27 protein-coding genes are annotated in these 26,159 nt (G+C 56.8%); 21 read left to right on the top strand and 6 right to left on the bottom strand.

The genetic code is table 11. The features are described from left to right. Window positions 1-46 precede the first annotated feature (46 nt). Window positions 47-367: an iron donor protein CyaY gene (gene cyaY, locus C3451_RS05300; protein ID WP_045348418.1), complete on the bottom strand. Its 321-nt coding sequence runs from the start codon at window positions 365-367 to the stop codon at window positions 47-49. Between the two features lie 135 nt (window positions 368-502). Between cyaY and C3451_RS05305 the strand changes: the two genes are divergently transcribed. The 8 genes from C3451_RS05305 (at window position 503) to corA (ending at window position 7,434) form a co-directional block, all read left to right on the top strand. Further along, the gene (locus C3451_RS05305) at window positions 503-706 is read left to right on the top strand and encodes a lipoprotein (protein ID WP_045621334.1); all 204 of its coding nucleotides are present in this window, start codon (window positions 503-505) and stop codon (window positions 704-706) included. A 35-nt stretch (window positions 707-741) separates the two neighbouring features. Beyond that, window positions 742-1,566, top strand: coding sequence for a diaminopimelate epimerase (gene dapF / locus C3451_RS05310; RefSeq protein ID WP_017383590.1), 825 nt, complete (start codon window positions 742-744; stop codon window positions 1,564-1,566). After that, window positions 1,563-2,270 carry a DUF484 domain-containing protein gene (locus C3451_RS05315; protein ID WP_023295731.1) on the top strand — a complete coding sequence of 236 codons (708 nt, stop codon included), beginning with the start codon at window positions 1,563-1,565 and terminating at the stop codon, window positions 2,268-2,270. Before dapF ends, C3451_RS05315 begins: the two co-directional genes overlap by 4 nt. Beyond that, complete coding sequence (gene xerC / locus C3451_RS05320) at window positions 2,267-3,169, top strand: tyrosine recombinase XerC (RefSeq protein WP_022646663.1); 903 nt, start codon at window positions 2,267-2,269, stop codon at window positions 3,167-3,169. Before C3451_RS05315 ends, xerC begins: the two co-directional genes overlap by 4 nt. Continuing rightward, window positions 3,169-3,885: a 5-amino-6-(5-phospho-D-ribitylamino)uracil phosphatase YigB gene (gene yigB / locus C3451_RS05325; RefSeq protein WP_022646664.1), complete on the top strand. Its 717-nt coding sequence runs from the start codon at window positions 3,169-3,171 to the stop codon at window positions 3,883-3,885. The genes xerC and yigB overlap by 1 nt, the downstream gene beginning before the upstream one ends. A 79-nt stretch (window positions 3,886-3,964) precedes the next feature. Continuing rightward, the gene (gene uvrD, locus C3451_RS05330) at window positions 3,965-6,127 is read left to right on the top strand and encodes a DNA helicase II (RefSeq protein WP_017383586.1); all 2,163 of its coding nucleotides are present in this window, start codon (window positions 3,965-3,967) and stop codon (window positions 6,125-6,127) included. A gap of 149 nt (window positions 6,128-6,276) precedes the next feature. Continuing rightward, complete coding sequence (gene ysgD, locus C3451_RS24490) at window positions 6,277-6,333, top strand: YsgD/CorL family protein (RefSeq protein ID WP_212743980.1); 57 nt, start codon at window positions 6,277-6,279, stop codon at window positions 6,331-6,333. 150 nt (window positions 6,334-6,483) lie between these two features. Next, on the top strand, window positions 6,484-7,434 hold the full coding sequence (gene corA, locus C3451_RS05340) for a magnesium/cobalt transporter CorA (RefSeq protein WP_003860807.1): 951 nt from the start codon (window positions 6,484-6,486) through the stop codon (window positions 7,432-7,434). Between the two features lie 43 nt (window positions 7,435-7,477). Here corA and rarD read toward each other — a convergent pair whose 3' ends face one another. Further along, window positions 7,478-8,374 (bottom strand): EamA family transporter RarD, encoded by an 897-nt coding sequence (rarD, locus tag C3451_RS05345; RefSeq protein ID WP_023299047.1) that lies wholly within the window; start codon window positions 8,372-8,374, stop codon window positions 7,478-7,480. 51 nt (window positions 8,375-8,425) lie between these two features. Continuing rightward, window positions 8,426-8,893, bottom strand: a complete 468-nt coding sequence (yigI, locus tag C3451_RS05350) for an acyl-CoA thioesterase YigI (protein WP_006812366.1) — start codon at window positions 8,891-8,893, stop codon at window positions 8,426-8,428. Window positions 8,894-9,053: 160 nt separating this feature from the next. Between yigI and pldA the strand changes: the two genes are divergently transcribed. The 3 genes from pldA (at window position 9,054) to rhtC (ending at window position 12,525) form a co-directional block, all read left to right on the top strand. Next, complete coding sequence (gene pldA, locus C3451_RS05355; protein ID WP_022646666.1) at window positions 9,054-9,923, top strand: phospholipase A; 870 nt, start codon at window positions 9,054-9,056, stop codon at window positions 9,921-9,923. Between the two features lie 90 nt (window positions 9,924-10,013). Then, the gene (gene recQ / locus C3451_RS05360; RefSeq protein ID WP_032626543.1) at window positions 10,014-11,843 is read left to right on the top strand and encodes an ATP-dependent DNA helicase RecQ; all 1,830 of its coding nucleotides are present in this window, start codon (window positions 10,014-10,016) and stop codon (window positions 11,841-11,843) included. A 61-nt stretch (window positions 11,844-11,904) separates the two neighbouring features. Then, window positions 11,905-12,525 (top strand): threonine export protein RhtC, encoded by a 621-nt coding sequence (rhtC, locus tag C3451_RS05365; protein WP_006179256.1) that lies wholly within the window; start codon window positions 11,905-11,907, stop codon window positions 12,523-12,525. Here rhtC and rhtB read toward each other — a convergent pair. Continuing rightward, the gene (gene rhtB, locus C3451_RS05370; protein WP_006812363.1) at window positions 12,522-13,142 is read right to left on the bottom strand and encodes a homoserine/homoserine lactone efflux protein; all 621 of its coding nucleotides are present in this window, start codon (window positions 13,140-13,142) and stop codon (window positions 12,522-12,524) included. The genes rhtC and rhtB overlap by 4 nt on opposite strands. A gap of 111 nt (window positions 13,143-13,253) precedes the next feature. Here rhtB and pldB point away from each other — a divergent pair, with 111 nt between their 5' ends. The 3 genes from pldB (at window position 13,254) to C3451_RS05385 (ending at window position 16,060) form a co-directional block, all read left to right on the top strand. Then, complete coding sequence (gene pldB / locus C3451_RS05375) at window positions 13,254-14,246, top strand: lysophospholipase L2 (RefSeq protein WP_045621338.1); 993 nt, start codon at window positions 13,254-13,256, stop codon at window positions 14,244-14,246. A gap of 31 nt (window positions 14,247-14,277) precedes the next feature. Beyond that, on the top strand, window positions 14,278-15,078 hold the full coding sequence (gene yigL / locus C3451_RS05380) for a sugar/pyridoxal phosphate phosphatase YigL (protein WP_023299050.1): 801 nt from the start codon (window positions 14,278-14,280) through the stop codon (window positions 15,076-15,078). Window positions 15,079-15,160: 82 nt separating this feature from the next. After that, on the top strand, window positions 15,161-16,060 hold the full coding sequence (locus tag C3451_RS05385; RefSeq protein WP_045309031.1) for a carboxylate/amino acid/amine transporter: 900 nt from the start codon (window positions 15,161-15,163) through the stop codon (window positions 16,058-16,060). Here C3451_RS05385 and metR read toward each other — a convergent pair. Beyond that, a complete protein-coding gene (metR, locus tag C3451_RS05390) occupies window positions 15,948-16,901 on the bottom strand; it encodes an HTH-type transcriptional regulator MetR (protein WP_045621339.1) in 954 nt (317 codons plus the stop codon). The genes C3451_RS05385 and metR overlap by 113 nt on opposite strands. Before the next feature lie 115 nt (window positions 16,902-17,016). On the opposite strand from metR, the gene metE reads away from it, so the two are divergent. Next, window positions 17,017-19,278, top strand: a complete 2,262-nt coding sequence (gene metE, locus C3451_RS05395; RefSeq protein WP_045309032.1) for a 5-methyltetrahydropteroyltriglutamate--homocysteine S-methyltransferase — start codon at window positions 17,017-17,019, stop codon at window positions 19,276-19,278. 47 nt (window positions 19,279-19,325) lie between these two features. Here metE and C3451_RS05400 read toward each other — a convergent pair whose 3' ends face one another. Continuing rightward, on the bottom strand, window positions 19,326-20,132 hold the full coding sequence (locus tag C3451_RS05400; RefSeq protein WP_045621342.1) for a dienelactone hydrolase family protein: 807 nt from the start codon (window positions 20,130-20,132) through the stop codon (window positions 19,326-19,328). A 259-nt stretch (window positions 20,133-20,391) separates the two neighbouring features. Between C3451_RS05400 and udp the strand changes: the two genes are divergently transcribed. The 6 genes from udp to tatA all read left to right on the top strand — a co-directional run bounded on the left by udp (window position 20,392) and on the right by tatA (window position 26,159). Beyond that, complete coding sequence (gene udp / locus C3451_RS05405) at window positions 20,392-21,153, top strand: uridine phosphorylase (RefSeq protein ID WP_003860792.1); 762 nt, start codon at window positions 20,392-20,394, stop codon at window positions 21,151-21,153. Window positions 21,154-21,292: 139 nt separating this feature from the next. Beyond that, window positions 21,293-22,750: a DNA recombination protein RmuC gene (gene rmuC / locus C3451_RS05410; protein WP_045621344.1), complete on the top strand. Its 1,458-nt coding sequence runs from the start codon at window positions 21,293-21,295 to the stop codon at window positions 22,748-22,750. A 66-nt stretch (window positions 22,751-22,816) separates the two neighbouring features. Next, window positions 22,817-23,572 carry a bifunctional demethylmenaquinone methyltransferase/2-methoxy-6-polyprenyl-1,4-benzoquinol methylase UbiE gene (ubiE, locus tag C3451_RS05415; protein ID WP_022646673.1) on the top strand — a complete coding sequence of 252 codons (756 nt, stop codon included), beginning with the start codon at window positions 22,817-22,819 and terminating at the stop codon, window positions 23,570-23,572. Window positions 23,573-23,585: 13 nt separating this feature from the next. Beyond that, complete coding sequence (ubiJ, locus tag C3451_RS05420) at window positions 23,586-24,191, top strand: ubiquinone biosynthesis protein UbiJ (RefSeq protein WP_022646674.1); 606 nt, start codon at window positions 23,586-23,588, stop codon at window positions 24,189-24,191. Further along, window positions 24,188-25,828, top strand: coding sequence for a ubiquinone biosynthesis regulatory protein kinase UbiB (ubiB, locus tag C3451_RS05425; RefSeq protein ID WP_022646675.1), 1,641 nt, complete (start codon window positions 24,188-24,190; stop codon window positions 25,826-25,828). Before ubiJ ends, ubiB begins: the two co-directional genes overlap by 4 nt. 76 nt (window positions 25,829-25,904) lie before the next feature. Beyond that, window positions 25,905-26,159: a Sec-independent protein translocase subunit TatA gene (gene tatA, locus C3451_RS05430; RefSeq protein WP_045621346.1), complete on the top strand. Its 255-nt coding sequence runs from the start codon at window positions 25,905-25,907 to the stop codon at window positions 26,157-26,159.

A 26,159-nucleotide genomic window follows, 5' to 3' on the forward strand; every position in this document is an offset into this window, starting at 1 on the left:
AGCCGTTGTAGGCCCGGTAAGGCGTAGCCGCCACCGGGCAACAAAACTACCTGAAACTCACGTCCTCGCCCGCCTGCGCCGTCGCCGCCTGCTCCAGCAGATCCCAGAACGTTTCGCCGCTGCGGTCGCAGATCCACTCGTCACCTTTCAGATCAAAGTGATAGCCGCCCTGTTTCGCCGCCAGCCACACCTGGTGAAGCGGCTCCTGACGGTTAATAATAATCTTGCTGCCGTTTTCGAAGCTTAAGGTCAGGATCCCGCCGTTGATTTCACAATCGATATCGCTGTCGCCGTCCCAGTCGTCGATACGCTCTTCGATGGTCATCCACAGGGTATCGGCAAGGCGATGAAATTCACTGTCGTTCATGGTTTTATTCCTGTTTTTCGTGATGGCGGCAGTATAACGCTAAATAATTCCCGTTGCAGGAAAGCGGCAAACTCTTGCTTTTGTGTCTTCTCCTGCGATGATAGAAACAGATTTGAACTTACGGGCAACCTCTACATGAAAAACGTCTTCCGAACGCTTATCGTTCTTGTCACTCTGTTTAGCCTGACCGGCTGTGGACTGAAGGGACCACTGTACTTCCCGCCAGAGGATAAAAACGCACCACCGCCGACAAAACCAGTGCAAAGTGGTATCGAGTCATCTACGCCGGATACCAACGATCGCGGCAATAACGGCGGCCCGACTCAGGTCAATCTCTGACAATTACGTTCTGTACCCGCGCAATGGAGCAAATGATGCAGTTCTCTAAAATGCATGGCCTTGGCAACGACTTTATGGTCGTCGACGCGGTAACGCAGAATGTCTTTTTCTCCCCGGAACTGATCCGTCGTCTGGCGGATCGGCACGTGGGCGTGGGGTTTGACCAGCTGCTGGTGGTGGAACCGCCTTACGATCCTGACCTGGACTTTCACTATCGCATTTTTAACGCCGACGGCAGCGAAGTTTCCCAGTGCGGCAACGGCGCGCGCTGTTTTGCCCGCTTTGTTCGGCTGAAAGGGCTGACCAACAAGCGCGATATCCGCGTCAGCACCGCCAATGGCCGGATGGTGCTCAGCGTCACCGACGACGAACTGGTGCGCGTGAACATGGGCGAGCCGAACTTCGACCCCTCTGCCGTGCCGTTTCGCGCCAACAAAGCGGAAAAGACCTATATTATGCGTGCCGCCGAGCAGACAGTATTGTGCGGCGTCGTCTCGATGGGTAACCCGCACTGCGTGATTCAGGTAGATGATGTGCAAACCGCGGCGGTTGAAACGCTCGGCCCGGTGCTGGAAAGCCACGAGCGCTTCCCGGAGCGGGCGAACATCGGTTTCATGCAGGTGGTGAAGCGTGAACACATTCGCCTGCGGGTTTACGAGCGCGGCGCGGGCGAAACCCAGGCCTGCGGAAGCGGTGCCTGTGCGGCGGTGGCCGTCGGAATCTCGCAGGGGTTACTGGCGGAAGAGGTTCGCGTGGAATTACCGGGCGGGCGTCTTGATATCGCCTGGAAAGGAGCGGGTCATCCACTGTACATGACTGGCCCGGCGACACATGTTTATGACGGGTTTATCCATCTATGAAGCAACCAGGGGAAGAACTGCGGGAACCTGTAACGGAGCTGGATGACAGCGCTGTTGTGGATTACCTGCTGCACAATCCTGAGTTTTTTATCCGCAATGCACGCGTCGTCGAAAGGATGCGCGTGCCGCATCCGGTTCGCGAGACCGTGTCGCTGGTTGAATGGCACATGGCGCGCTCGCGCAACCACATCAATCAGCTCGAAGAGAACATGACGCTGCTGATGGAGCAGGCCAGCAATAACGAAAGCCTGTTCTATCGTCTTCTGCACCTTCAGGCGCGTCTGGCTTCCGCGCACAGTCTCGAAGAGTTCCTCAACCGCTTCCACCGCTGGGCGCGCGAGCTGGGGCTGGCAGGCGCGACGATCCGTCTCTTTCCCGACCGCTGGCGCATTGGCGCGCCGTCCGGGTTTACCCATCTGGCGCTGAGCCGTCAGGCGTTTGAGCCGCTGCGCATTCAGCGTCTGGGCCATGAGCACCACTATCTGGGGCCGCTTAACGGGCCAGAACTGCTGGTGGTGCTACCGGAAGCCAAAGCTATCGGCTCGGTGGCGATGTCGCTGATGGGGCGCGATGGTGACCTGGGTGTGATGTTATTTACCAGCCGCGACGCGCATCACTATGAACAGGGGCAGGGTACGCAACTGTTGCAGGAGATCGCCCTGATGCTGCCTGAGCTGCTGGAGCGCTGGATTGAGCGCGTATGACGGACGGACTGCTCGCCACTGACGTCACCCGTTTTCTGCGCTATCTTGGCGTAGAACGCCAGCTTAGCCCTATTACGCTGCTCAACTATCAGCGTCAGCTTGATGCCATCATGCAGATTGCCGATGAAATCGGCCTGAAAAGCTGGCAACAATGTGACGCCGCCACGGTTCGCGGCTTCGTTGTGCGTAGCCGTAAAAAAAACTTAAGCCCGGCGAGCCTGGCGCTCCGGCTCTCTGCCCTGCGCAGTTTCTTCGACTGGCTGGTCAGCCAGGGCGGTCTGAAAGCCAACCCGGCAAAAGGGATCGCCACGCCAAAGGCCCCGCGTCATCTGCCGAAAAATATCGACGTCGACGACGTAAACCGCCTGCTGGATATCGATCTTAACGATCCGCTGGCCGTGCGCGACCGCGCGATGCTGGAGGTGATGTACGGCGCGGGCCTGCGTCTCTCTGAGCTGGTGAACCTCGACTTAAAGCACCTCGATCTGGAATCTGGCGAAGTGTGGGTGATGGGCAAAGGCAGCAAAGAGCGCCGCCTGCCGATCGGCCGCAATGCGGTTTCCTGGATTGAGCACTGGCTGGATCTGCGCGGTCTGTTTGGCGCGGAAGAGGATGCGCTGTTCCTGTCGAAGCTCGGCAAGCGGATCTCGGCGCGTAACGTGCAGAAGCGCTTTGCGGAGTGGGGCATTAAGCAGGGGCTGAACAGCCACGTTCACCCGCATAAGCTGCGCCACTCTTTTGCGACGCACATGCTGGAATCAAGCGGCGACCTGCGCGGCGTACAGGAGCTGCTTGGTCACGCGAATCTTTCGACCACCCAAATCTATACCCACTTAGACTTCCAACACCTTGCCTCGGTGTATGACGCGGCGCATCCACGCGCCAAACGGGGGAAATAATGCGTTTTTACCGCCCACTCGGTCAGATCTCAGCCCTGACGTTTGATCTTGATGACACCCTTTACGACAACCGCCCAGTGATCCTGCGTACCGAGCAGGAGTCGCTGGCGTTTGTGCAAAACTACCATCCTGCGCTGAAAGCGATCCAGAACAAAGAGTTCCAGAAGCTGCGTCAGTCCCTGCGGGAAACCGAGCCGGAAATTTACCATGACGTGACCGAATGGCGCCGCCGTGCGGTTGAGCAGGCGATGCTCAATGCCGGCCTGAGCGCGCAGGACGCGGCCATGGGTGCCGAAGCGGCCATGGAAAATTTCGCCAAATGGCGCAGCCGCATCGATGTGCCGCAGGAGACCCACGACACGCTGGCGAAGCTCGCTGAAAAGTGGCCGCTGGTGGCCATCACCAACGGCAACGCTCAGCCTGAACTGTTTGGTCTGGGGAACTATTTTCAGTTCGTGCTGCGCGCGGGCCCGCACGGACGCTCGAAGCCGTTCAACGATATGTATCATCTGGCAGCGGAAAAACTGGATTTGCCGCTCGGTGAGATCCTGCACGTGGGCGACGACCTGACCACGGACGTCGCCGGGGCGATCCGCTGCGGCATGCAGGCCTGCTGGATCAAGCCGGAAAATGCCGATCTGATGACTACCCCGGATAGCCGTCTTCTGCCGCACGTGGAAATTTCACGGTTGGCATCCCTCACGACGCTGATATAATCATCAATTGTTCTGTATAAATTAACAGGGTTTTGGCGAATGGAAACATTTGCCCGCCCGACATGACGTGACGGTGCCAATGGACGTTTCTTACCTGCTCGACAGCCTTAATGACAAACAGCGTGACGCGGTTGCCGCCTCGCGTACAAACCTGCTGGTACTGGCTGGAGCGGGCAGTGGTAAGACGCGCGTGCTGGTTCACCGTATCGCCTGGCTTCAGAGCGTGGAGAACTGCTCGCCGTACTCGATTATGGCCGTGACGTTCACCAACAAGGCGGCGGCGGAGATGCGCCACCGTATCGCACAGCTAATGGGTACCAGCCAGGGCGGCATGTGGGTTGGCACCTTCCACGGCCTGGCGCACCGTCTGCTGCGCGCGCACCATATGGACGCTAACCTGCCGCAGGATTTCCAGATCCTCGACAGCGAAGATCAGCTGCGCTTGCTGAAACGTCTGATCAAGGCGATGAACCTCGACGAGAAGCAGTGGCCGCCGCGTCAGGCGATGTGGTACATCAACGGTCAGAAAGACGAAGGGCTGCGTCCGCACCACATTCAAAGCTTCGGTAACCCGGTTGAGCAGACCTGGCAGAACGTCTACAAGGCCTATCAGGAAGCGTGCGATCGCGCCGGTCTGGTGGATTTCGCCGAACTGCTGCTGCGCGCCCACGAGCTGTGGCTCAACAAACCACATATCCTGCAACACTACCGTGAACGCTTCACCAACATTTTGGTGGACGAATTCCAGGATACCAACAACATTCAGTACGCGTGGATCCGCCTGCTGGCCGGGGATACCGGCAAGGTGATGATCGTGGGCGATGACGACCAGTCTATCTACGGCTGGCGCGGCGCGCAGGTGGAGAACATCCAGCGCTTTCTCAACGATTTCCCCGGCGCGCAAACCATCCGTCTGGAGCAGAACTACCGTTCTACCAGCAACATACTGAGCGCGGCCAACGCCCTGATTGAGAACAACAACGGGCGACTGGGTAAAAAGCTGTGGACCGATGGCGTCGACGGCGAACCGATTTCGATTTACTGCGCCTTCAACGAGCTCGACGAAGCCCGCTTCGTGGTGAACCGCATTAAAACCTGGCAGGAGAACGGCGGTGCGCTGGAGCAGTGTGCCATTCTCTATCGCAGCAACGCCCAGTCGCGCGTGCTGGAAGAGGCGCTGTTACAGGTGAGCATGCCGTACCGCATTTATGGCGGTATGCGCTTCTTCGAACGTCAGGAGATCAAAGATGCGCTCTCGTATTTGCGTCTGATTGCCAACCGTAACGACGATGCGGCGTTTGAGCGCGTGGTGAACACGCCGACGCGTGGCATCGGCGATCGTACGCTGGACGTGGTGCGTCAGGCCTCGCGCGATCGTCAGCTCACGCTATGGCAGGCATGCCGCGAGCTGTTACAGGAAAAAGCACTCGCCGGGCGCGCCGCCAGCGCATTGCAGCGCTTCCTGGAGTTAATCGACGCGCTGGCGCAGGAAACGGCCGACATGCCGCTGCACGTCCAGACTGACCGGGTGATCAAAGATTCCGGCCTGCGCACCATGTACGAGCAGGAAAAAGGCGAGAAGGGCCAGACCCGTATTGAGAACTTAGAGGAACTGGTGACGGCAACGCGCCAGTTCAGCTACAACGAAGAAGACGAAGACCTGATGCCGTTGCAGGCATTCCTCTCTCACGCCGCGCTGGAGGCGGGGGAAGGGCAGGCCGATACCTGGCAGGATGCGGTTCAGCTGATGACCCTGCACTCCGCGAAAGGTCTGGAGTTCCCGCAGGTGTTCATCGTCGGGATGGAAGAGGGGATGTTCCCGAGCCAGATGTCGCTGGATGAAGGCGGGCGTCTGGAAGAGGAGCGTCGTCTGGCCTACGTGGGTGTGACCCGTGCGATGCAGAAACTGACCCTGACCTACGCGGAAACCCGCCGCCTGTACGGGAAAGAGGTGTATCACCGTCCGTCGCGCTTTATCGGCGAACTGCCGGAAGAGTGTGTGGAAGAGGTGCGCCTGCGCGCCAGCATCAGCCGTCCGGTCAGTCATCAGCGTATGGGCTCGCCAATCTCGGAAACCGATACCGGTTACAAGCTGGGCCAGCGCGTGCGCCACTCGAAGTTTGGCGAAGGCACCATCGTCAATCTGGAAGGCAGCGGCGAGCACAGCCGTTTGCAGGTCGCGTTCCAGGGGCAGGGGATCAAATGGCTGGTGGCAGCCTATGCCAAGCTGGAAAGTGTGTAACTTTCAGAAAAATATCACTATTTTGTAATAATCTGCTAGCCTTATACGTTGAAGGTCAATTAATGCCCTTCAGCGTTCCGTTGCGTGTTGACGCCACAGTTATTGCTGGCGTAACATGCGCGCACGATTACGCTAAGAGGACATTCGCCTTGGACACACCCAGTAGATACTGGCTCAATTCCCTGTCATCCAGGAACAACTCCTAAGGCTATCTCCTCTTGCTGATGGCCTTAGTGGTTGTCAGCGACTGCATCATTCCCGTCGCGCTGAGTCAGGCTGTTTAATGGTCTGAAACCCAATTTGTTTCTGTGTGCCCACCGAACTGTCCGATATTTTTTGCATTGGGAGTCCCGGTCATGTTGAGCGCATTTCAACTCGAAAATAACCGACTGACTCGGCTTGAAGCCGAAGAGTCACAGCCCCTCATTGATGCCGTATGGGTGGATCTGGTCGAGCCGGACGACGATGAGCGCCTTCGCGTACAATCTGAACTGGGGCAAAGCCTGGCGACACGCCCGGAACTGGAAGACATCGAAGCATCCGCCCGTTTTTTTGAAGACGAAGACGGCCTGCACATTCACTCCTTCTTCTTCTTCGAAGATGCCGAAGACCACGCGGGGAACTCCACCGTGGCGTTTACCATCCGCGATGGCCGCCTGTTCACCCTGCGCGAGCGCGAACTGCCTGCGTTTCGTCTCTACCGCATGCGCGCCCGCAGCCAGGCGATGATGGACGGTAACGCCTATGAGCTGCTGCTGGATCTGTTCGAAACCAAAATCGAACAGCTGGCGGATGAAATCGAAAACATCTACAGCGACCTGGAAAAGCTGAGCCGCGTGATCATGGAAGGCCATCAGGGCGATGAGTACGACGAAGCGTTGTCCACGCTTGCAGAGCTGGAAGATATCGGCTGGAAGGTGCGTTTGTGTCTGATGGATACCCAGCGCGCGCTGAACTTCCTGGTTCGCAAGGCGCGTCTGCCGGGCGGTCAGCTGGAGCAGGCGCGTGAGATCTTACGCGATATTGAATCCCTGCTACCGCACAACGAATCCCTGTTCCAGAAGGTCAACTTCCTGATGCAGGCGGCAATGGGCTTTATCAACATCGAGCAGAACCGCATCATCAAGATCTTCTCGGTGGTTTCCGTGGTGTTCCTGCCGCCGACGCTGGTGGCATCCAGCTACGGGATGAACTTTGAGTTTATGCCGGAGCTGAAGTGGAGCTTTGGCTACCCGGGGGCGATTATCTTTATGATCCTCGCCGGGCTGGCGCCGTACCTGTACTTCAAGCGGAAGAACTGGTTGTAAAAATCAGGCGGGTGGCGCTGCGCTTACCCGCCCTACAAAGCAACTAAATTCCTCTGCGAGTCCTGCGCTGGGTATAAATTGCATCCGCAACGAAAATCGCCAGCGCCACCCAGATAAAGGCAAACGTCACCATCTTATCCGCACCCGGCACCTCGCCGTAAAACACCACCGCCAGCAGGAACATCAGCGTCGGGCCGATGTACTGGAAGAAGCCAAGCGTCGAGAGACGCAGACGCGTTGCCGCGCCGGTGAAGCACAGCAGGGGAATCGTCGTGACCACGCCCGCCGCCATCAGCATCAGGTTCAGCGACCATGGGTTGCTGCCCATGTGGCTGGTGGCGCTGTCGGCAATACCGAACAGGTAGATCGCCGCGACAGGCAGCAGCCACAGGGTTTCAAACAGCATTCCCGTCTGCGCTTCCACGGCGATTTTTTTACGCACCAGGCCGTAGAAGGCAAAGCTGAACGCCAGCCCCAGGGCGATAACCGGCAGTGAGCCGAAGGTCCACAGCTGTACCAGCACGCCGCAGAGGGCCAGAATCACCGCCACCCACTGCATCCGGCGGAAACGTTCGCCGAGGAAAATCATCCCCAGCACGATGTTCACCAGCGGGTTAATGAAGTAGCCCAGGCTGGCTTCGAGCATGTGATGGTTATTCACCGCCCAGATAAACAGCAGCCAGTTTCCGCCAATCAGCACCGCAGAGAGGGCAAGCAGGAAGACCTTCTTCGGGGTTTTCAGTAGCGTTTTGACGCCTGACCACTGACGGCTGATGCTCATCAGCGCAATCATAAAGAAAAACGACCAGATGACGCGGTGAGTGAGGATCTCGTCCGCCGGGACATAGGCGATAAGCTTGAAGTACGCCGGCGCGATACCCCAAATAAAATAAGCGGCAAGGGCGAGTAAAACGCCCTGCCGCGTCTGTTTAGCATCCATCGGGAAAATCCGTTACAAAAAAGTGAAGTAATTTTACCCGAATTTGCCGCCTCAACCCACCATATAAGTGGCGGTTGCGCTGGCGATATAAACCTGCTCCTCGTTATGCAGCTCAACGCGGGCGACGGCAACTTTATTCCCGGCGCGCAGCAGGCTGCTGGTGCAGGTGAAGCGGTTTCCGCGTCCCGGTCGCAGATAGTCGACGCGTAAATCGATGGTGCCCATGCGCGAGAGGCGCTGGCGTAACTCATCTTCGTTGATGGTGTCATGGCGCGTCAGCGTGCTGCCCACGCACACTAGACCGGCCGCCACGTCCAGCGCAGAGGCAATCACTCCGCCGTGCAAAATGCTTTGCGCCCAGTTACCGACCATCATTGGCTGATTATTGAAACTCAGCTGAGCGAAGTCTTTTTCGTATCGCTCCAGCTCAAGACCCAGTGCACGGTTGAATGGCATGTGGTACACAAAAATCTCGCCCACGAGCTTTAAGGTTTCTTCGGCGGTGAGTGTGGCTGACATCTGACGTGGCATCCTTGTTGTTAACAAAATGTTGATTTTATGCTTCAGGATAAAGGAATGCCACTTTAAGAAACGAGGAAGCGGAAGTTATCGCAGAAGTCTGTAGAATGCCCGGACAAAACTATTCATTAAATGTCACAATTTCAGGAGAACACCACCGATGCGGACGTATCTGGGTTGGTTACTGGCGGCGGTTGCGCTGCCCCTCACAGCATATGCGCAGGAAGCGACGATCAAAGAAGTGCATGATAAACCTGCCGTGCAGGGCAGCATCATCGCCAATATGCTTCAGGAGCATGACAATCCGTTCACGCTCTACCCCTATGACACAAACTACGTGATCTATACCCAGACCAGCGATCTCAACAAAGAGGCGATAAGCTCCTATAACTGGTCTGACAATGCGCGTAAAGATGAGGTGAAGTTCCAGCTCAGCCTGGCCTTCCCGTTATGGCGCGGCATCCTGGGGCCGAACTCGGTGCTTGGTGCATCTTACACGCAGAAGTCATGGTGGCAGCTCTCCAACAGCGGGGAATCTTCACCGTTCCGCGAAACCAACTATGAACCGCAGCTGTTCCTCGGTTTCGCCACTGATTATGAGTTTGCAGGCTGGACGCTGCGAGACGTGGAGGTGGGCTATAACCACGATTCCAACGGTCGTTCCGACCCAACCTCACGCAGCTGGAATCGCGTTTATACGCGTCTAATGGCGCAGAACGGCAATTTCATGGTGGAAGTGAAGCCGTGGTACGTGGTGGGCAGCACCGATGACAACCCTGATATCACCAAATACATGGGCTATTATCAGCTTAAAGTGGGCTATCAACTGGGTGACGCGGTGCTGAGCGCCAAAGGGCAGTACAACTGGAATACCGGCTACGGCGGCGCAGAGCTGGGCCTGAGCTACCCGGTGACGAAACACGTTCGTCTCTATACCCAGGTGTATAGCGGTTATGGCGAATCGCTGATCGACTATAACTTCAACCAGACCCGCGTTGGTGTGGGCGTCATGCTGAACGATATTTTCTAAGCTGCTCGAATGTTTTTGCGTTAAACGTTGAAGTTTCTCTCTCAGGCGCTGAAAATAGCGCCTGTTTCATTTCTGGCATATGGGGTTAACGTGGCGCAGGCGGAAGTATTGAATCAGGAATCGCTGGCTAAACAGGTTTTGCATGAAACCTTTGGCTACCAGCAGTTCCGTCCTGGCCAGGAAACCATCATTGAAACCGTGCTGGAAGGCCGCGATTGCCTGGTGGTCATGCCGACCGGCGGCGGAAAATCGCTCTGCTATCAGGTGCCCGCGCTGGTACTTAATGGCCTGACGGTTGTGGTCTCCCCCCTTATTTCCCTGATGAAAGACCAGGTCGACCAGCTGCTTGCCAACGGCGTGGCGGCGGCCTGTCTTAACTCGACGCAAACCCGCGAGCAGCAGCAAGAGGTGATGGCCGGGTGCCGCACCGGGCAGATCCGCCTGCTGTATATCGCGCCAGAGCGCCTGATGCTGGACAACTTCCTCGATCACCTAGCGCACTGGAACCCGGTGCTGCTGGCGGTGGATGAAGCGCACTGTATCTCCCAGTGGGGGCACGATTTCCGCCCGGAATATGCCGCCCTTGGCCAGCTGCGTCAGCGCTTCCCTGAGCTGCCGTTTATGGCGCTTACCGCCACGGCGGATGACACCACGCGTCAGGACATCGTTCGCCTGCTGGGGCTGAAAGACCCCTATATTCAGGTCAGCAGCTTCGACCGGCCGAACATCCGCTATATGCTGATGGAAAAATTCAAGCCGCTGGATCAGCTCCTGCGCTACGTGCAGGAGCAGCGCGGCAAGTCCGGCATCATCTACTGCAACAGCCGCGCGAAGGTGGAAGACACCGCTGCGCGTCTGCAAAATCGCGGCTTTAGCGCGGCGGCATACCATGCCGGGTTAGAAAACCACATCCGCGCCGACGTACAGGAAAAATTCCAGCGCGACGACCTGCAAATCGTGGTCGCAACGGTGGCGTTCGGGATGGGGATCAACAAGCCCAACGTGCGCTTTGTGGTGCACTTTGATATCCCGCGCAATATCGAATCCTATTATCAGGAAACCGGCCGCGCCGGGCGTGATGGCCTGCCTGCGGAAGCGATGCTGTTTTACGATCCGGCGGATATGGCGTGGCTGCGCCGCTGTCTCGAGGAGAAACCGCAGGGGCAGTTGCAGGATATCGAACGCCACAAGCTTAACGCGATGGGTGCCTTCGCCGAAGCGCAAACCTGCCGCCGTCTGGTGCTGCTCAACTACTTTGGTGAAGGGCGACAGGCGCCGTGCGGCAACTGCGATATCTGCCTCGACCCGCCGAAGCAGTACGACGGTCTGATGGACGCGCGCAAAGCGCTCTCGACTATCGGACGCGTGAACCAGCGCTTTGGGATGGGCTACGTCGTCGAAGTGCTGCGTGGGGCTAACAACCAGCGTATCCGCGATATGGGGCACGACAAGCTGCCGGTTTACGGCATCGGGAAAGACCAGAGCCACGAGCACTGGGTGAGTATCATCCGCCAGCTGATCCATCTCGGCTTTGCCACGCAAAATATTGCCCAGCACTCTGCGCTTCAGCTTACCGAAGCGGCGCGACCGGTCCTGCGCGGTGAGGTTGAACTGAAGCTCGCCGTTCCGCGCGTCGTCGCCCTCAAGCCGCGCGTGATGCAAAAATCTTACGGCGGTAACTACGACCGCAAGCTGTTCGCCAAGCTGCGTAAGCTGCGTAAAGCCATTGCCGATGAAGAGAACATCCCGCCATACGTGGTGTTCAATGACGCGACGCTGATCGAGATGGCCGAGCAAATGCCACTCAGCGCCAGCGAGATGCTCAGCGTCAACGGCGTCGGCACGCGCAAACTGGAGCGCTTTGGTAAAGAGTTTATGGCGCTTATCCGTTCCCACGCTGATGGTGATGATGAGGAGTAGTCAGCCGGGCGAAAAAGTGCCAGGATGATGACTCACTACATTATTTCCCCGCGAGCTAATTATGTTAATGCTATTTCTCACCGTGGCGTTAGTGCACATCGTTGCGCTGATGAGCCCTGGCCCTGACTTCTTCTTCGTGTCACAAACGGCCGTCAGCCGCTCCCGCAAAGAGGCGATGATGGGTGTGCTCGGTATCACCATGGGCGTTATGGTCTGGGCGGCGGTTGCGCTGCTTGGTCTGAACCTGATCCTGGCGAAAATGGCGTGGCTGCATAACATCATCATGGTTGGCGGCGGTCTGTACCTGTGCTGGATGGGCTACCAGATGCTGCGCGGGGCGCTGAAGAAAGAAGAGAAAAAGCCGGAAGAGCCAAAGGTTGAGCTGGCAACGGGCGGCCGTAGCTTTGTGAAAGGGCTGCTGACTAACCTGGCGAACCCGAAAGCGATTATTTACTTCGGCTCTGTGTTCTCGCTGTTTGTGGGGGATAACGTCGGTGCGGGCGCGCGCTGGGGGATCTTCCTGCTAATCGTTGTTGAGACGTTCGCCTGGTTTACCGTTGTGGCAAGCCTGTTTGCTTTACCGGCGATGCGTCGCGGCTACCAGCGCATCGCGAAGTGGATCGACGGCTTTGCCGGCGCACTGTTCGCCGGCTTCGGCATTCATCTCATCATTTCTCGCTAAGCATGACGCGCTGACGCAAGCAGCGCGCCAACCAGCATAAACAGCGAACCAAAGACTTTGTTCAGGGCCTTCATCTGCTTAGGCCCTTTGATCCACGCCGCAATTCGCTGCGCCAGCGTCGCGTAACCAATCATCACAATGATATCGACAATAATGGTTGTCGCGCCCAGCACCACGTACTGCATCACCTGGGGCTGATGCGGCACGATAAACTGCGGGAACAGGGCGGCGAGGAACACAATGCTTTTCGGGTTGGTCAGGTTAACGAATACCGCGCGCTTAAACAGGTGGCCGCGTGTTTGCGTCCGGGAGAGCGTATGCAGATCAATCGAGCCTGCGGCGCGCCACTGTTGAATACCCAGCCAGATAAGATACGCTGCGCCAGCCCATTTCAGCACCTCGAAGGCCAGCACCGAACGGGAGAACAGCGTGCCCAGACCAATCCCCACCAGCACAATGTGAATGCCAAGCCCTGTCTGTAAACCGGCAATTGACGCCGCCGCGCCGCGATAGCCGTGATTAATGGAGGTGGTCATGGTGTTGATTGCGCCCGAGCCAGGTGAAAGGCTGAGGATGATGGATGTCAGCAAGTAAGCGAACCACCACTCGAAGGTCATTTGAAACTCCCGGATCGTCTGTTTTTATGCCACAATACGCTATTGTTGAGTCATTTTGTGACCGGTGACGAAAAAAACGATATTCCCTGAATTACGGGGGGTGGAAACCCAATGTTTCAGCAGAAAAAGGACTGGGAAACACGAGAAAACGCATTTGCTGCTTTCTCCATGGGGCCGCTGACCGATTTCTGGCGCCAGCGTGAGGAAGATGAGTTTATGGGCGTCGGGGATATCCCGGTACGCTTCGTTCGTTTCCATGATGAAAAAAATGACCGGGTGATTGTGGTTTGCCCCGGGCGCATCGAAAGCTATATCAAATATGCCGAGCTGGCGTATGACCTGTTCCATCTGGGCTTTGATGTGTTAATTATCGACCATCGCGGGCAGGGGCTTTCCGGCCGGATGCTGCCGGATACCCATCGCGGCCACGTGGATAACTTCAGCGATTACGTCGACGATCTGGCCGCGTTCTGGCAGCAGGAAGTGCAGCCCGGACCGTGGCGCAAGCGTTATATTCTTGCCCACTCCATGGGGGGCGCGATCTCGACGTTGTTTTTGCAGCGCCATAAGCACCAGTGCAACGCCATTGCGCTGACCGCGCCGATGTACGGCATTGTGATACGTTTTCCTGACTGGATGGTGCGCCATCTTCTCGACTGGGCTGAGGGCCATCAGCGCATTCGTGAAGGCTATGCCATCGGAACAGGACGCTGGCGGGCGTTGCCGTTTGCCATCAACGTGTTAACCCACAGTCGGCAGCGTTATCGCCGCAACCTGCGTTTTTATGCCGATGAACCGCGGCTGCGGGTCGGCGGCCCCACCTGGCACTGGGTGCGGGAAGGTATTCATGCCGGTGAGCAGGTGCTGGCGGGCGTAGGCGATGATGACACGCCGACGCTTCTGATCCAGGCGGAAGAAGAGCGTGTGGTGGATAACCGCATGCATGACCGCTATTGTGAACTTCGCGCCGCGGCGGGCCATCCCTGTGAAGGGGGTAAACCGCTGGTCATCAACGGTGCGTACCATGAGATCCTTTTTGAAAAGGACGCTATGCGCTCAGTCGCGCTCAACGCCATTGTTGAATTTTTCAACAGGCATAACTGATTATTGTTTTCCACCAGAGGTTGAAATCCCTATGTACCAGGTTGTTGCATCTGATTTAGATGGCACGCTGCTTTCCCCCGACCACACCCTGTCGCCTTATGCGAAAGAGACCTTAAAACTCCTGACTGCCCGTGGCGTGAACTTTGTGTTCGCCACCGGCCGCCACCACGTGGACGTGGGGCAGATCCGCGATAACCTGGAGATCAAGTCGTACATGATCACCTCCAACGGTGCGCGCGTACACGACACGGACGGCAACCTGATTTTTACCCACAATCTCGATCGCGACATCGCCACTGATTTGTTCGGCATTGTGCATAACAACCCGGATATCGTCACTAACGTTTATCGCGACGACGAGTGGTTTATGAACCGTCATCGCCCGGACGAAATGCGTTTCTTCAAGGAAGCCGTCTTCAACTACTCCCTGTATGAACCGGGTTTGCTGGATCCTGAAGGGATCAGCAAGGTGTTCTTTACCTGCGAAAGTCACGAAGCGCTGCTTCCGCTGGAGCAGGCGATCAACGCCCGCTGGGGAGACCGCGTGAACGTGAGCTTCTCCACGCTGACTTGTCTGGAAGTGATGGCGGGCGGGGTGTCCAAAGGTCACGCGCTGGAAGCGGTCGCGAAGCGTCTGGGCTTTGATCTGAAAGACTGCATCGCGTTCGGCGATGGCATGAACGATGCCGAGATGCTCTCCATGGCGGGCAAAGGCTGCATCATGCAGAACGCGCACCAGCGCCTGAAAGATCTGCACCCGGAGCTGGAAGTGATTGGCACCAACGCAGACAACGCGGTACCTAAGTATTTGCGCAAACTGTTCCTTGAATAATCTTCATTTGATTGTTTATTGTTCAGATGTCAACTAAAGAGTTCGCTACAATGCCTCTCCTTCTTTCTGAGAGACAAGCATTGTGGCGCTACTCATTATCACCACTATCCTGTGGGCCTTCTCCTTTAGCCTGATTGGCGAATACCTTGCCGGATCGGTCGACAGCTACTTTTCGGTGCTGATGCGTGTGGGGCTGGCGGCGCTGGTGTTCCTGCCGTTCCTGCGTACCCGCGGGCAATCGCTGAAAACCATTCTGCTGTATATGCTGGTGGGCGCGATGCAGCTCGGCATCATGTACCTGTTCAGCTTCCGGGCTTACGTCTACCTCTCCGTCTCGGAATTTCTGCTCTTTACCGTGCTCACGCCGCTCTATATCACGCTGATTTACGACCTGCTCAGCAGGCGCCGCCTGCGCTGGGGATATCTGCTGAGCGCGGCGCTGGCAGTCATTGGCGCGGCGATAATTCGCTATGACAAGGTGAGCGATCACTTCTGGACCGGGCTGATGTTCGTCCAGCTCGCCAATATCAGCTTCGCCATCGGGATGGTGGGCTACAAACGCCTCATGGAGACCCGCCCGATGCCGCAGCATAACGCGTTTGCGTGGTTCTATATGGGCGCGGCGATTGTCGCGATTGCGGCATGGTTTATGCTCGGCAACCCGCAAAAGCTGCCGACCACCACCGTGCAGTGGAGCGTTCTGGTCTGGCTGGGCGTGGTGGCCTCGGGGCTGGGCTACTTTATGTGGAACTACGGCGCGACGCAGGTAGACGCCGGAACGCTGGGGATCATGAACAACGTGCACGTGCCGGCGGGGCTACTGGTGAACCTCGCCATCTGGCAGGAACAGCCGCACTGGCCGAGTTTCCTTATTGGGGGAACGGTGATCCTGGCTTCGCTGTGGGTACATCGCCGCTGGGTCGCTCCGCGCTCCGCACAAACGGAAGATGGTCGCACGCGTGGTTCCGCGCTGAGCGAATAAACGCTTCCGTAATCGGCTGACGCTGCTCGCCGTCGCGCACGGCGGCGTACAGCCGGCTCCACAGTCCTTCACCCAGGGTTTTGGTAACCACCAGACCCTGGCGTTCAACCGTCTCGACCACCCAGTGCGGCAGCGCCGCAATTCCCATTCTGGCCGCCACCATCTGAATTAACAGCAGCGTGTTATCCACGCTCTTCAGCTGTGGGCTGATGCCTGCGGGTTGCAGGAAATGGCGCCAGATATCCAGACGACTGCGCTGTACCGGGTAAATCAGCAGCGTCTCCGTTGCCAGATCTTCCGGCGTGATGCGCGTTTTGGCGGCCAGCGGATGGTCCGGGGCCAGCACCAGACGCACCTCAAAATCAAACATTGGCGAATAGTGCAGACCGCTGCGCGGCAGAATATCTGAGGTCATCACCAGATCCAGCTCACCCTGCTGAAGCGACGGCTGCGGATCAAACGTGACGCCGGACTTGAAGTCCATCTCCACCTGCGGCCACTTCTGGCGGAAGTTCTCAAGCGCGGGGGTCAGCCACTGAATACAGCTGTGACACTCAATGGCGATGCGCAGGGTGGTCTGCCGCGGCTCGTTACAGGACTGCAACGCGCTGGCAATCTGCGGCAGCACCTGGTTCGCCAGCTGAAGCAAAATTTCGCCCTGCGGCGTAAAGCGCAAAGGCTGGCTCTTACGCACAAAAAGACGAAAGCCGAGGCGTTGTTCCAGATCGCTGAACTGGTGAGAAAGGGCTGACTGAGTCTGGTGCAGCGTGGCCGCTGCCGCCGCAAGAGAACCGCAGTTCCGCAACGCTTGTAGCGTTTTCAGGTGTTTTATCTCGATCATGAAAGTCCTTCACTTCGCCATGAACATTTTGCGCTTGAGGAATATACAGTACCTGCCAATTATAGATGTGTAAACATCTGGACGTCTAAATAACGAATTTCACAAGGGGCATACCATGACAATCCGCACTCACACTCTCGGTTTCCCTCGCGTTGGCCTGCGTCGCGAGCTAAAAAAAGCGCAAGAAAGCTACTGGGCAGGTAACGCCACCCGTGAAGAACTGCTGGCGGTGGGACGTGAGCTGCGCGCGCGTCACTGGGAACAGCAAAAACAGGCGGGCATTGACCTGCTGCCGGTGGGCGATTTCGCCTGGTACGACCATGTTCTGACCACCAGCCTGCTGCTTGGCAACGTGCCGGCTCGTCATCAGAACAACGATGGATCGGTGGATATCGATACCCTGTTCCGCATCGGCCGTGGCCGCGCGCCAACGGGTGAGCCAGCGGCGGCGGCGGAAATGACCAAGTGGTTCAACACCAACTATCACTATATGGTGCCGGAGTTCGTTAAAGGCCAGCAGTTCAAACTGACCTGGACCCAGCTTCTGGATGAAGTGGACGAAGCGCTGGCGCTGGGTCACCAGGTGAAACCCGTGCTGCTGGGGCCGATAACCTACCTGTGGCTGGGCAAAGTGAAAGGCGAACAGTTCGACCGCCTCAGCCTGCTGAACGACATTCTGCCGGTTTATAAGCAGGTGCTGATTGAGCTGGGCAAACGCGGCATTCAGTGGGTGCAAATCGATGAACCGGCGCTGGTGCTTGAGCTGCCGCAGGCGTGGCTGGACGCCTTCAAACCGGCGTATAACGCGCTCACCGGGCAGGTGAAGCTGCTGCTGACCACCTACTTCGAAGGCGTAACGCCGAACCTGAAAACCATTACCGCGCTGCCGGTTCAGGGTCTGCACGTTGACCTCGTTCACGGCAAAGACGATGTAGCAGAGTTGCACAAGCGTCTGCCAGTGGACTGGCTGCTCTCTGCCGGTCTGGTGAATGGTCGTAACGTCTGGCGTGCCGATCTCACCGAGAAATATGCACAAATTAAAGACATAGTCGGTAAACGTGAATTGTGGGTGGCCTCTTCCTGTTCCCTGCTGCATAGCCCGATTGACCTGAGCGTGGAGACCCGACTCGACCCTGAGGTGAAAAGCTGGTTTGCCTTCGCCCTGCAAAAGTGTGAGGAGCTGGCTCTGCTGCGCGACGCGTTGAACAGCGGCGACACGGCAGCGATTAGCGACTGGAGCGCTCCGATCCAGGCGCGCCGTCACTCGACGCGCGTGCATAACCCGGCAGTGGAAAAACGTCTGGCGGCCATCACCGCCCGGGACAGCCAGCGCCAGAGCCCGTATGAAGTGCGCGCCGAAGCCCAGCGTGCGCGCTTTAACCTGCCCGCGTGGCCGACCACAACAATCGGCTCCTTCCCGCAGACTACCGAGATCCGCAGCCTGCGCCTGGACTTCAAAAAGGGCAATCTGGATGCGAATCACTACCGCACCGGTATTGCGGAACACATCAAACAGGCGATTATCGAGCAGGAACGTTTAGGTCTGGACGTGCTGGTGCACGGTGAAGCCGAGCGTAACGACATGGTGGAATACTTCGGTGAGCACCTGGACGGGTTTGTCTTTACCCAGAACGGTTGGGTGCAGAGCTACGGCTCCCGCTGCGTGAAGCCGCCGGTGGTAATCGGCGACGTCAGCCGCCCGGAAGCGATTACCGTGGAGTGGGCGAAGTATGCCCAGTCTCTGACCGACAAACCGGTAAAAGGCATGCTGACGGGTCCGGTGACCATTCTCTGCTGGTCGTTCCCGCGTGAAGACGTAACCCGGGAAACCATCGCCAAACAGATCGCCCTGGCGCTGCGCGATGAAGTTGCGGATCTGGAAGCGGCCGGGATTGGCATCATTCAGATCGACGAACCTGCGCTGCGTGAAGGTTTGCCGCTGCGTCGCAGCGACTGGGATGCTTACTTACAGTGGGGCGTGGAGGCGTTCCGCCTCAACGCGGCCGTCGCGAAGGACGATACGCAGATCCACACCCACATGTGTTACTGCGAATTTAACGACATCATGGACTCCATTGCCGCGCTCGACGCCGATGTGATCACCATCGAGACCTCGCGTTCAGACATGGAACTGCTGGAGTCGTTCGAAGAGTTCGACTACCCGAACGAAATCGGGCCGGGCGTGTACGACATTCACTCCCCGAATGTGCCAAGCGTGGAGTGGATTGAATCGCTGCTGCAAAAAGCGGCCCAGCGCATCCCGGCGGAACGTCTGTGGGTAAACCCGGACTGCGGCCTGAAAACCCGTGGCTGGCCTGAAACCCGCGCGGCGCTGGCGAACATGGTGCAGGCGGCGCAGAATTTGCGTCAGGCTTGATGAAATGTAGGCCCGGTCAGGCGTAGCCGCCACCGGGCTTTTTGCTTTTACGCTTTTTTCCCGCCGTACTGGCTAAACCATGTCAGCATCCGCTGCCAGCCATCTTTCGCCGATTCCGCATGATAGCTCGGACGATAATCGGCATTAAAGGCGTGCCCGGCTTCCGGATACACCACAATTTCCGCCTTCGCGTTTGCTGCGCGCAACGCATGGCGCATGGTCTCGACCGTATCAAGCGGGATCCCGGTATCCTGACCGCCATAGAGCCCCAACACAGGCGCATTTAAATCCGTGGCAATATCAACAGGTTGCTTCGGTGAATTCAGCGTTTTTTCACCCACCAGCTTGCCGTACCAGGCCACGGCCGCTTTTAGCTGCGGGTTATGCGCGGCGTACAACCAGCTAATGCGTCCGCCCCAACAGAAGCCAGTCACCATCAGACGATGCGCATCGCCACCGTTGCGCGCTGCCCAGCTGGCAACGTGGTCGAGATCGGCCAGCACCTGCGCGTCCGGCACTTTGCTGACCAGGTTGCTGAACAGCGTCGGGATGTCACTGTAATCATTCGGATCGCCCTGACGGAAATAGAGTTCCGGCGCAACGGCCAGGTAACCTTCCAGCGCCAGACGGCGGCAGAGGTCGCGAATATGTTCATGAACGCCAAATATTTCCTGCACCACGATCACGATGGGCAGCGGGCCATCGGCGGATTTTGGCCTCGCGTGGTACGCTGGCATGTTCTCTCCCTGGGAGGGAATGGAGGTCTCGCCTGCGGTAATGGCCTCTTCAGGGGTTGAGACGATGGTTGAAGCATGCGGGGCCGCAGCAGGTGCAAAACCGATTTTTTCAGTCATGGCATTCTCCGTACCAATGAATGGATTAGCGCAAAGATAAATATAGACACCAGGTTAACAACCCACAGTGCCTTATAGCGTCTATCTTTTGTGCAGCACCCGGCGATATAACTTGTTAATGTGATGTGAATCACCATTTTATGGAAATTAACTGCAATCATTTTCATTCATGGTGAGGTGTGTCACGAAATAATGCACATTGCTTCTGTAAAGTACCGTTTTACTTCTTCTGACAAACCGACCCACAGAGGAGTCACCTATGTCTAAGTCTGATGTTTTTCATCTCGGCCTCACTAAAAACGATTTACAAGGGGCTACGCTTGCTATCGTCCCTGGCGATCCTGAGCGTGTGGAAAAGATCGCCGCGCTGATGGATAAGCCGGTTAAGCTGGCAGCGCATCGCGAATTCACCACCTGGCGCGCAGAGCTGGACGGTAAAGCGGTGATCGTGTGCTCTACCGGTATCGGTGGCCCGTCTACCTCTATCGCCGTTGAAGAGCTGGCACAGCTGGGCATTCGTACTTTCCTGCGCATTGGCACCACAGGCGCCATTCAGCCGCACATCAACGTGGGCGACGTGCTGGTTACCACCGCATCCGTGCGTCTGGACGGGGCAAGCCTGCACTTTGCACCGATGGAATTCCCGGCAGTGGCTGATTTCGAATGCACCACCGCACTGGTTGAAGCCGCGAAGTCCGTGGGCGCCACCACCCACGTGGGCGTCACTGCATCTTCCGATACCTTCTACCCGGGCCAGGAGCGTTACGACACCTTCTCTGGTCGCGTGGTGAGCCGTTTCAAAGGCTCAATGGAAGAGTGGCAGTCGATGGGCGTCATGAACTACGAAATGGAATCTGCGACGCTGCTGACCATGTGCGCAAGCCAGGGTCTGCGTGCCGGTATGGTGGCGGGCGTTATCGTCAACCGTACCCAGCAGGAGATCCCGAACGCTGAAACCATGAAGCAGACTGAAAGCCATGCGGTGAAAATCGTGGTTGAAGCGGCGCGCCGTCTGATCTAATTCTCTCTTCAGTGCTAAAAGGCCGACATGCTCGGCCTTTCTTTTTTGCGTAACGCCTCGCAGGAAAACCCTTTCAAACTGGACGTTCATACAGCACAATTCTATTTTGTGCGGGTTACACGTGGATGCAGGGGGCATTGTGGATATCTCAATCCTGGTTTATGCGGTAGTTGCGCTGGTGAGCGTGGGGATTGGCTGGCTCATTTGCGGCTACCAACATGCTCAGCAGAAAGCCGATCAGCTGGCAGAGCGCGAAGAGATCGTCGCCGAACTCAGCGCGACGAAACAACAGCTTGCGCTGAGTGACCACTGGCGCGATGAGTGTGAACTGCTCAATAACGAACTGCGCAATCTTCGCGACATTAACACCTCGCTGGAGGCCGATCTCCGGGAAGTGACCACCCGCCTTGAATCCACCCAACTGCACGCCGAAGACAAAATCCGTCAGATGATCAACAGCGAGCAGCGTCTTAGCGAGCAGTTTGAGAACCTTGCGAACCGCATTTTTGAGCACAGCAATCGCCGCGTGGATGAGCAGAACCGCCAGAGCCTGAACAGCCTGCTGACGCCGCTGCGTGAACAGCTGGACGGCTTTCGCCGTCAGGTGCAGGACAGCTTTGGTCAGGAGGCTCGCGAGCGCCACACGCTGACGCATGAGATCCGTAATCTCCAGCAGCTGAATGCGCAGATGGCTCAGGAGGCGGTTAACCTGACGCGCGCACTGAAAGGTGATAACAAAGCGCAGGGAAACTGGGGCGAAGTGGTCATGACGCGCGTGCTGGAGGCCTCTGGCCTGCGTGAAGGATACGAATACGAAACGCAGGTCAGCATTGAAAACGATGCGCGCTCGCGAATGCAGCCGGATGTCATTGTTCGTCTGCCGCAGGGTAAAGATGTGGTTATCGACGCCAAAATGACGCTGGTGGCCTATGAGCGCTACTTCAACGCGGAAGATGACTATACCCGCGAGACAGCGTTGCAGGAGCATATCGCCTCCGTGCGTAACCATATCCGTCTGCTGGGCAGAAAAGATTATCAACAGTTGCCGGGGCTGCGATCGCTGGATTATGTGCTGATGTTCATTCCGGTTGAGCCAGCCTTCCTGCTGGCGCTCGACAGACAGCCCGAACTGATCACCGAAGCGCTGAAAAATAACATTATGCTGGTCAGCCCCACCACGCTGCTGGTGGCGTTACGTACCATTGCCAACCTGTGGCGTTATGAGCACCAAAGCCGAAACGCGCAGCAGATTGCCGATCGCGCCAGCAAGCTGTACGACAAAATGCGGCTGTTTGTGGACGATATGTCCTCGGTGGGGCAAAGCCTGGATCGCGCGCAGGATAACTACCGCCAGGCGATGAAAAAACTCTCCTCCGGGCGCGGCAATTTGCTGGCGCAGGCGGAGGCGTTTCGCAGTCTGGGGGTGGAAGTTAAACGCGAGATTAATCCGGAACTGGTGGAGCAGGCTACGGCTCAGGACGAGGAGTTTCGTTTGCGTGAAGGCGATGGTGAGCAAAATAGCCGCAATGAAGACAATGGGTTAGCGGCGAGTTTATCCCCCGAAGCGCAGTCGGCGCGTTTCTTTCACGGTGGTTGAAACGTAGGGCAAATGCGCCCAATCTGTTACACTTCACGAACATTTGACTGATTAGCAGGCTCTGAGATGGTTGACGATTCACAAGACACAACGCACTTTGGCTTTCAGACTGTCGCCAAAGCGCAGAAAGCTGACATGGTGGCCCACGTATTTCATTCCGTGGCGGCGAAGTACGATGTGATGAATGATTTGATGTCATTTGGCATTCATCGCTTGTGGAAGCGCTTCACTATTGATTGCAGCGGCGTGCGCCGTGGACAAAAGGTACTGGATTTAGCCGGCGGCACAGGTGATCTGACCGCTAAATTCTCCCGTCTGGTTGGCGAAACCGGTCGCGTGGTGCTGGCAGATATCAACGACTCCATGCTGAAAATGGGACGCGAAAAGCTGCGTAACATCGGCGTGGTAGGCAACGTTGAATATGTTCAGGCCAACGCCGAAGCGCTGCCGTTCCCGGACAATACGTTCGACTGCATCACCATCTCCTTCGGCCTGCGTAACGTGACCGATAAAGATAAAGCGCTGCGCTCTATGTACCGCGTGCTGAAGCCGGGTGGCCGACTGCTGGTACTTGAGTTTTCTAAACCGATTATCGACCCGCTGAGCAAAGCTTACGATGCCTATTCCTTCCACGTTCTGCCGCGCATCGGCGAGCTGGTGGCAAACGATGCAGAAAGTTACCGTTATCTGGCCGAATCCATCCGAATGCACCCGGATCAGGACACGCTGAAAGCGATGATGCAGGATGCGGAGTTTGAAAACGTGGAATACTTCAATATGACGGCGGGTGTCGTCGCGCTGCATCGTGGTTACAAGTTCTGAGTGGAGGTTTCCCGTGCCCATTAAACCCTTAGTCACCGCAGGCATCGAGAATGTACTGAATGCCTTTCTGTATCGCGCCCCGGCGCTGAAAACCGCACGTCAGCGGCTAAACGGAAAGGTGCTGCGTATCGTTTTAAAAGAGTTCTCGACGCCGCTTGTGCTGGTCTTCAGCGAACGCCAGCTTGACGTTCTGGGGGAGTGGGAAGGCGAGGCTGACTGCTCGGTGATTACGCACATGAGCGTATTGCCAAAACTGCGTGACCGTCAGCAGATGACGGCGCTTATTCGCAGCGGTGAGCTGGAGGTCGAGGGCGATATTCAGGTGGTACAGAACTTCGTTGCACTCAGCGATCAGGCTGAATTTGACCCCGCGGAACTGCTGGCGCCCTATATCGGCGACATCGCAGCTGAAGGGATAAGCAAAACGCTGCGCACGGGTTCCACTTTCCTGCGTAAAGGCCTGCTCCGTCAACAGCGCTATGCTGCCGAGGTGTTGACCGAAGAGTGGCGTATGGCGCCTGGGCCTTTAGAAGTCGCCTGGTTTGCAGAAGAGACCGCGGCAGTTGAGCGCGCAGTTGATGCGTTAACCAAACGGCTGGAAAAACTGGAGGGCAAATGACGCCTGGTGAAATTCGGCGCCTCTATTTTATCGTTCGCACCTTTTTGAGCTACGGGCTCGACGAGCTTATCCCCAGAATGCGTATTACCCTGCCGCTTCGGCTTTGGCGTCGCACGCTGTTCTGGATGCCGAATCGCCATAAGGATCAGGAGCTGGGCGCACGCCTGCGTCTTGCGTTGCAGGAGCTGGGACCGGTCTGGATCAAGTTTGGGCAGATGCTCTCAACGCGTCGCGACCTTTTCCCGCCGCAGATTGCCGATCAGCTCGCGCTATTGCAGGACCGCGTCGCTCCGTTTGACGGAGAGAGAGCGAAGAAACAAATCGAAGAAGCGATGGGCAATATCCCCATCGAGACCTGGTTTGATGATTTCGACATTCAGCCTCTGGCCTCTGCCTCTATTGCGCAGGTTCACACCGCGCGCCTGAAGGAAAATGGCAAAGAGGTGGTCATTAAGGTGATTCGCCCGGATATCCTGCCGGTTATCAGAGCGGACATGAAGCTGATCTATCGCCTGGCTCGCTGGGTGCCGCGTCTGTTGCCGGATGGCCGCCGTCTGCGTCCGCTGGAAGTGGTACGGGAATACGAAAAAACGCTCATCGATGAACTTAACCTGCTGCGTGAATCGGCGAACGCCATTCAGCTGCGTCGAAACTTTGAAGACAGCCCGATGCTGTATGTTCCTGAAGTCTATTCTGACTATTGCAGTCAGAACATGATGGTGATGGAACGTATCTACGGCATCCCGGTCTCGGACGTGGTAGCGCTGGAAAAACAGGGCACCAACATGAAGCTGCTGGCCGAGCGCGGCGTGCAGGTCTTCTTTACTCAGGTTTTCCGCGACAGCTTCTTCCATGCTGATATGCATCCCGGCAACATTTTCGTCAGCTATGAGCACCCGGAAGACCCGAAGTACATAGGCATCGACTGCGGTATTGTCGGCTCGCTGAATAAAGAGGATAAGCGTTATCTCGCCGAGAACTTTATCGCTTTCTTCAATCGCGACTACCGTAAGGTGGCCGAACTGCACGTGGATTCAGGCTGGGTTCCGCCAGATACCAACGTGGAAGAGTTTGAATTTGCGATCCGTACCGTCTGTGAGCCAATTTTTGAAAAGCCGCTCTCAGAGATCTCTTTCGGGCATGTTCTGCTCAACCTGTTCAACACCGCACGCCGTTTTAATATGGAAGTGCAGCCACAATTAGTTTTACTTCAGAAAACATTACTTTACGTTGAGGGCGTAGGCCGCCAGCTCTATCCTCAGTTAGACTTGTGGAAAACCGCGAAACCGTTCCTCGAATCCTGGATTAAGGATCAGGTCGGTATTCCAGCCCTGGTTCGCTCGCTTAAAGAGAAAGGCCCGTTCTGGATTGAAAAAATGCCAGAAATTCCTGAACTGGTTTACGACAGTTTGCGTCAGAGCAAGAACCTTCAGCACAGCATGGATAAAATCGCGCACGAGCTTCAATCCAGTCGCGTGCGTCAGGGGCAGTCCCGCTATCTCTTCGGAATTGGCGCGACGCTGCTGATAAGCGGCACGTTGCTGTTGATCAATCGTCCGGACTGGGAAATGATGCCAGCCTGGATTATGGCTGCCGGTGTGGTTGTCTGGCTTGCTGGCTGGCAAAAAACACGCTGAATTAGCGTCGCTATCGAGGGATTGCATACGTATAATGCGATCTGACTAATTAATCATCTATCACTGGGGAACACGCATGGGTGGTATCAGTATCTGGCAGTTAGTGATCATTGCCGTCATCGTTGTGCTGCTGTTCGGCACGAAAAAACTCGGATCAATTGGTTCCGACCTGGGCGCGTCAATCAAAGGCTTCAAGAAAGCCATGAGCGATGATGAGAATAAGCAGGAAAAAAGCGGTCAGGACGCTGATTTTACCGCTAAATCTATCACCGATAAGCAGGACGAAGCCAAAAAGGAAGAGGCCAAACGTCACGATAAAGAGCAGGTGTAA

The sequence above is a fragment of the Enterobacter sp. 301B genome (assembly GCF_003850715.1).
Lineage (GTDB): Bacteria > Pseudomonadota > Gammaproteobacteria > Enterobacterales > Enterobacteriaceae > Enterobacter > Enterobacter intestinihominis.